Source organism: Phytomonospora endophytica (assembly GCF_014202425.1).
Lineage (GTDB): Bacteria > Actinomycetota > Actinomycetes > Mycobacteriales > Micromonosporaceae > Phytomonospora > Phytomonospora endophytica.
Genome location: NZ_JACHGT010000026.1, coordinates 83,207 through 89,349 on the forward strand (window position 1 = coordinate 83,207; position 6,143 = coordinate 89,349).

A 6,143-nucleotide genomic window follows, 5' to 3' on the forward strand; every position below is an offset into this window, starting at 1 on the left:
GGGCCGTGTTTGTTCGGAGGTCAGGCGACGTCGAAGCCGCCGGACTTGAGGTCGCGCACGAAGCCCGACCAGGAGTCGGGGGTGAGCGTAAAGACGGCGCCGGTGCGGTGCTTGGTGTCACGGACGGCGATGCCGGCATTCGTGCGGCAGCCAACCTCAACGCAGTTCGAGCCACCGGCGTTGCCGCTACGGCTGCTCTTGCGCCAGGAGATCACAGACTGTTCCTCTCGGCGATGATCAGTTCACGGGAAGCCTCAGGCCCGAGGCTTGCTTTCAGGACGCGATCATACGTCTGGGCAAGAGTGTCGACCATGTCTCCTTCAACGCAGACATCTCCACCTGGGACCGTAAGGAGACATGCCTCCGGATACGGATCCTCCAGGCGAAGGATCTCGAAGCCACCGGTCAAGCTTGCGTGCATGCCCACCGAGAAGGGAAGTATGCGGATCTCGATGTTCGGCCGCTCGCTCATCTGCACCAGATAGTCCAACTGGCGGTCCATCGCCTCAACGCCACCTGCTGGACGTTTGAGAACGGCTTCGTCGATCACAACGCTGTACTGCACGGGATCGTGTGTGGTCAGAATGTGCTGCCGTGTGGTCCTGACCTCGATCCATCGCTGGATCTCGTCATCGGTCGCCTCCGGGCGATCGAGGCGCATCAAGCCTTCGGCGTATCCGGGGACCTGTAGAAGTCCGGGAATGAGAATCGCAGCAAACGCGTCGATCGCCTCGGTCTTGGACTCCAGCCAGATTCGATCCATGAGTACGCCAGCGATGTCTTCGATGTAGCCCTCCCACCAGCCCTTCTGGGTAACATCCCGGCAGATCTTGTGGAGGTCATCTCGCCGCTTGGGGTCGTGGACGTTGCAGACTCGCAGGTAGTTGTCCACATCCCGGATCGTCGCCGGGAGCTTGCCGGATTCCATCTTGGACACGTTGCCGGGATCGATTCCGAGGTCGGCGCCGATGCTGCGGACGCTGAAGTCCGCCTCTTCGCGCAGCCGCCGCAGCTCTTGGCCGAGCCTGACCGCCCGCAGTGTCGGGCGGCGCTTCGTCGCCATCATTCACATCCCGAAATCTGTAGTAACCATCATGCCAACGTTGTAAAGCCAGCTACATCATGGTACAACTACGGAGAGCAATCGAGTGAGGGCGGTCACGTCATCGCGAGATTCGCTCAAAACAGACCGGGGCGGGCCTAAAGGTTGGTCGCCTGTCCCGCCCCGGTCCCCACAACCGAAGAAGGGAGATGCCTTTCGACATTCACTTCCCGATCACCCTCATCTTTTCATGAGCGGTGATCCCCAGTCACCCGCCTTATCGGCGGGCCGGGACCGGGCGGCACCGCATCGACGCGTGTACAACATCCGTCCGGTCCCCCTTGCCCAAAAACTCCGCACGCCTTTGGGGGATCCGTGCCGCCTGAAACCCTGCACCCGAAACCTGACCTCAACCGCGAGTGGCGCCTCTGGTGGCGCCTCATCCTCGTCCACCACCAACCCGCGTCCGCCTCACCCCGCGTCTGCACCTGCGGCAACCCCGTCGCCGCCTGCATCTTCCGCGTCAAAGCCGCCGAATACGGCCTCACCTGAACCCGGAACACACCCAGGCCCCATAGCGAAACGAGCCACCCCGACAAAAGCCTGGCAGCTCCCGGGGTGGCTCTCCAACAGAAAGGACAAGCCTCAATGTCGCTCCACAACCTAGCCGAACTTCCCCCGCACATCACCGCACTCGGCGGCGCGTCCTCGACTCTCTTCCTCACCACCGGTCTGGCGCTCCTCGGGCGCTGGGCCCGTCACCATCACTGCACCACCCCCCAGCTCCTCGCATCCCTCGCCCGCCGGACCGCCGCGACACCCCGATCCGTTCTCTCTCTTGTGTTCCCCCATGCCTTCCGGCGGCTCCGGGGCCGGCACCGCATGTGGGACCTCCACGAAGTCCAAGCCCTCATCCGCGCCGACCACCGCACACTCACTCGGCGCAGCTGAAGATCAGGCGCAGCTTAAGAACAGGCGCAGCTTAAGAACAGGCGCATTCCGCTAGCCCTCGGCCGGCTCCAACGGCGTCGCCACCCGCCGCATCGTCCGTCGCAGATCCGCGCGACCCGCGACGACCAGCAAGCCCTCGCCCGCCCTCAACACGCGCGCGGCCGGCGGTGAGAACGCCAACCCGCGCTCGTCGCGCACCGCCAGCACCCACACCCCGGTCCGCACCACACCCTCCCGGATCGCGGCGACCGGAGCACCGTCCAGATCGGACCCCCGCCCCACCTCGACCTCGGCGATCACCAGCACCGCCCGGTCGACGGTGATGGTCCCCAGCACGTCCTGATCGGTCATCGCCGCCGCGAAGGCCGGGGCGGCCACAGTGGACACCGACAGCGTCTTCGTCCCGTCGGTGCGCTCGTCGATCCGCTTCGCCAGATCCCCGTCACCGACACGCAGGACGACCCGCAGCGAAGAACGGATCTCCAGCGCGTTCCACGAGGCCTCAAGATTGGCGACATCGCTGCTCGTCACCGCCACCAGCGAACGGCAGGTCCGGACCTGCGCCGCCTGCAGGGTCTCGGCACGGCTGGCGTCGCCGTGGATGACCGGAACCCCGAGCCTGCGCGCACTCTCCATCCCCGGTGAGAGCTCGTTCTCCTCGATCGCCACCACCGGCACACCCAGATTCGACAACTGCGTGATGACCCGGACCCCGATGTTCCCCAGGCCGATCACCACGACATGGTCGCTGATCGGCCGCCGCAGCTGCCCCGTCGCGGCCGCCAGCCTCCTGCCCACCACCGTCTCCACAATGGACGCCGTCAGCACCGGAACCAGTGCCACGCCGGCGAAGGCGACCATCATGTGCGTGACCTGCTCGATCCCGGCGGCCTTCAGGTCCGGGTCGATGCCGCCGGCCGTCGTCAAAATGATGATGTAGGCCGACTGGAGCCAGCTGATCGGCGGCGCGTGGTTCTCGGCGATCAGGAAGGTGCCGAGGACCACGAACAGCAACAGACCCAGCGTCGCGATCCGCAGCTTGCGGTCGACGGTCTCGCGCAGCACGTCCCAGACCTTCGTGGCCGCGCTGCGCAGGCGATGCCGGACCAGGGACTTCGCCGGCGAAGGCGGCTCGTCCGCGAGCGCCAGGACCAGCTCGGCCTCCGGATGTGTCGCCGGGACGAGCTTCTTGCCGTCGTCGGTGCTGCGGATGCCGCAGACGGTCCTGGCGTCGGGAATGTTCGAAGCGCGGGACAGGTAGAGGTTCTGTCCGCCGCCGAGCTCGACGTGCGCGTCGGGGATCTCGCCCAGCGCGGTGGACACAAAGGATGGTGCCGCCATGTCGGCGTCGGAGATGACCGTGCAGTTGTCGACCAGTTCCCGCACCCGCGCGCCGATCGACGTGTTGAACAGTCGCAGCACCACCGGAATGCGCGCGTTCGCCGCGCGGGCCCGCAAGGCCGCGTGCACATTGTCTACGTCGTCCTGGCGCATGAACGCGATCGCCTTCGCGTTCTCGATCCCCGCGCTGCGCAGAGCGTCCTCGTCGAGACGCTCCGACTCGATCACGATCACCTTCGAGATCCGCGCGATCTGCGGCCCGTGCGCGTGCTTCTTCGACCGCAGCAGGACCGTGACCTGCTCGTCGCGCTCGCACAGTTCCTCGACCAGCCGGAAAGCCAAGGCGTCGTCCCCGCACACCACGAGATGAGACTTGCGCCGCCGCGCGGCGAGGGGGGCCAGCATGCCCTGAAGGCTAACCAGCCGACGCCATAACGCGATCTTGTCCGCGTCGGAGATATCGACCCGCCGGTAATTCCTCCAGCACAGGCAGTGCCTAAGCAGGAGGTCGCTCGTTGTATCGACTGAGGCACAGCCAGTGTCTGACGGCCTTGTTCGCCTGGGACCGCTGGTCGCAGATCCACGGCGACGGCCGACACGCGCACGGCGCTTCCAGCGCCGCGCGCCTCGCGAGACGCAAGCGCGCGCACCGGTGTCAAGGCCGGCCTGGCGACTGCCGGCCCGCAGTGCGCGCCCGTGACCTCGCGTGTCCCCGGTTGGCGAAACCGGAGTCGGCCACATGGATCCGCGAATTTTCAGCACCCAACCGTCCGCCCGGGCATCCGGCCCGGACGGCACCGCGACGCCGCGACCCGCGCAACCGCGCGGAGAACGACGCCACGGCGGCGACAGGCCGCAGCAGTCGCCTGCGGGATGAGCAGGCGACCCATCGGCAGTGACGAATGTTGAAAGGTATGCAATGAACAAGTGGCTTACACGCACTGTGGGCACCATGGGAGTCGCCGGCGGGGTCGTCCTGCTCGCGGCAGGGGTCGCGCAGGCCGCCGACGGAACCACCGTCGGTAAGGCCGGAGCGCCCACCGCTGGTGTCGCTGGGCTCGGCCAGATGCTCAACCCCACCGACCTCGTCGGAGGGGCCACCGGCGCCCTCGCCAGCGACAGCCCGCTCGGGCTGCCGTCCCCGACCGGAGCCCTCGGCTCGCTGCCTGGCGGCGGCCTGCTCGGCGCCGACAAGGGACACGGCAAGGGCGTCAAGGAAGCCGGTCCGGCCGACGCGTTCGGCAAGATGGCCGGTGGTCTGACCCACGGCGTCCAGAAGGGCGTCAGCAAGGGGCTGCCCGTCAACGGCGGCCTGCCCTCGGTCGGGAACATGCCGCTCGGCATGATCCCCTCGGCCGACGGGCTGAACAGCCTGGACTCGCAGAGCGTCGTCGCCGACCTCATGTCGGTCCAGTCCGTTCTCGACCAGCAGCCGACCGAAGGGCTCCCCCTTCCGGTCGGTGGCCTGGACACCACGGCCGGCAACGTCCTCAGTGGGGCGACGGGCGCGATCCCGTCACAGGACCTCACCGGCGGACTGCCGACCGCGGGCATCACCAACGGCCTGCCCCTCGTGGGCGGCCTGACCGGCGGTCAGCCCGCCGCGGCTCCGCAGGCCCCCAAGCCCGCGAAGCCCGCCAAGGCGACCGAGAAGAAGGTCAAGCCCGCCGACCAGCCCATGCCGCTCCCGCAGCCCCAGGCGGACCCGATCTCGGGTCTCGTCGGCGGACTGCCGGTCGCGGGTGGCCTGGCGGGCGGCCCGCTCTCGACGGTCACCGGCACCACCGGTGGACTCCCCGTCGTCGGCGGCCTGACCAAGGGCGGCCTGCCGGGCCTCCCCGGTGCCGCGCCGGTCGGCGTGCCCACCGAGGGCAAGGTCGGCATGCCGGTCGCGACCGACCTGCTCGGCGGCCTGCCGCTGGTGGGCGACCTGACCGGCGGCATGCCGGGCAAGGCGCTGACCGGGGACATCGCCGGGCGGTAAACAGTAGGTAGGTACGCGAGGGCCGGAAGGTCCTCGTGGGGAGCCGCGGCGACTGGCCGCGGCTCCCTTGCTTGTTGGCGCTGGGGCGTGGGTGTGCGTCGCTCGCGATGTGGCTCAGTCGCTGGGCGGCCTCGGCTCGCTTGCCGCTTGCCGCTGGGCGCGGTGGTGGGCTCTGCGGGCCACCACGCCATGCGTGGCGGGGTTCGTTCGTGTGGGGGTGGGGGCTCGGCGCGGCTGGCCGCCTTGCTCGCGTGCCAGCTACGTCCGCCGCCTGGGCCTCGTGGGGGGTGCGGCCGCGGGCCACGGTTCGCGGGCGCGGGGGTGGGGCTCCCGGTCATGTACCTCGATCGCTCGGCGCCTGCCTGTCTGGCCCGGCCTCACAACTTTCGGTACCACCGGTAGACCTCATGAGGCAACACGTGTGCCGGTCGGGTACAGGTCCGAGCCGGCGGGTGTGCGTCGCGGGCAGGGTTGCGGGTTCACCCGCTGCGGCGAGGTGTCCGCGTCCTTGAGATCGGGTGCGTTGCCGGGGCTCTGCCCCGGACCCCGCAAGGGGCTTCGCCCCCTTGACCCCCGGCCTCGCTCGGGAGACTGGGGGTGCCCTAGCGGTCTCCGGTCGGGTGGCCGGGGCGCGGGGCTGAGGTTGTTTGGCACAACCTGTCTCCGTCTTTTTCGGCCGGTCAAGGGGACACGAAGAACCTGGGACAGTCAAGGGAAAGAGCGCCCTTGACAGCCCCAGAACCTTCGTGTTGCACCAATCCCTGGCCGAAGCGACGGAGACACAGGTAAGTAGTGGTGGGGGGTGTGTCGCGCTGCGCGCGACCT

Annotated in this window: 6 protein-coding genes; 3 read left to right on the top strand and 3 right to left on the bottom strand. The window is 68.4% G+C overall.

Going from position 1 to position 6,143, the window contains the following annotated elements; translation table 11 throughout:
• Positions 1-20: 20 nt before the first annotated feature.
• Both HNR73_RS38035 and HNR73_RS38040 read right to left on the bottom strand, forming a co-directional pair.
• Positions 21-215 (bottom strand): DUF397 domain-containing protein, encoded by a 195-nt coding sequence (locus HNR73_RS38035; protein ID WP_184792937.1) that lies wholly within the window; start codon positions 213-215, stop codon positions 21-23.
• The gene (locus tag HNR73_RS38040; RefSeq protein ID WP_184792938.1) at positions 212-1,063 is read right to left on the bottom strand and encodes a helix-turn-helix domain-containing protein; all 852 of its coding nucleotides are present in this window, start codon (positions 1,061-1,063) and stop codon (positions 212-214) included. The genes HNR73_RS38035 and HNR73_RS38040 overlap by 4 nt, the downstream gene beginning before the upstream one ends.
• 354 nt (positions 1,064-1,417) lie before the next feature.
• Between HNR73_RS38040 and HNR73_RS38045 the strand changes: the two genes are divergently transcribed.
• The gene (locus tag HNR73_RS38045; protein ID WP_184792939.1) at positions 1,418-1,594 is read left to right on the top strand and encodes a hypothetical protein; all 177 of its coding nucleotides are present in this window, start codon (positions 1,418-1,420) and stop codon (positions 1,592-1,594) included.
• A 96-nt stretch (positions 1,595-1,690) separates the two neighbouring features.
• Positions 1,691-1,993, top strand: coding sequence for a hypothetical protein (locus HNR73_RS38050; protein WP_184792940.1), 303 nt, complete (start codon positions 1,691-1,693; stop codon positions 1,991-1,993).
• Positions 1,994-2,044: 51 nt separating this feature from the next.
• Here HNR73_RS38050 and HNR73_RS38055 read toward each other — a convergent pair whose 3' ends face one another.
• Positions 2,045-3,739 (bottom strand): potassium channel family protein, encoded by a 1,695-nt coding sequence (locus HNR73_RS38055; protein ID WP_184792941.1) that lies wholly within the window; start codon positions 3,737-3,739, stop codon positions 2,045-2,047.
• Positions 3,740-4,286: 547 nt separating this feature from the next.
• Here HNR73_RS38055 and HNR73_RS38060 point away from each other — a divergent pair.
• Positions 4,287-5,318, top strand: coding sequence for a hypothetical protein (locus HNR73_RS38060; protein WP_184792942.1), 1,032 nt, complete (start codon positions 4,287-4,289; stop codon positions 5,316-5,318).
• The last annotated feature ends 825 nt before the right edge of the window (positions 5,319-6,143 follow it).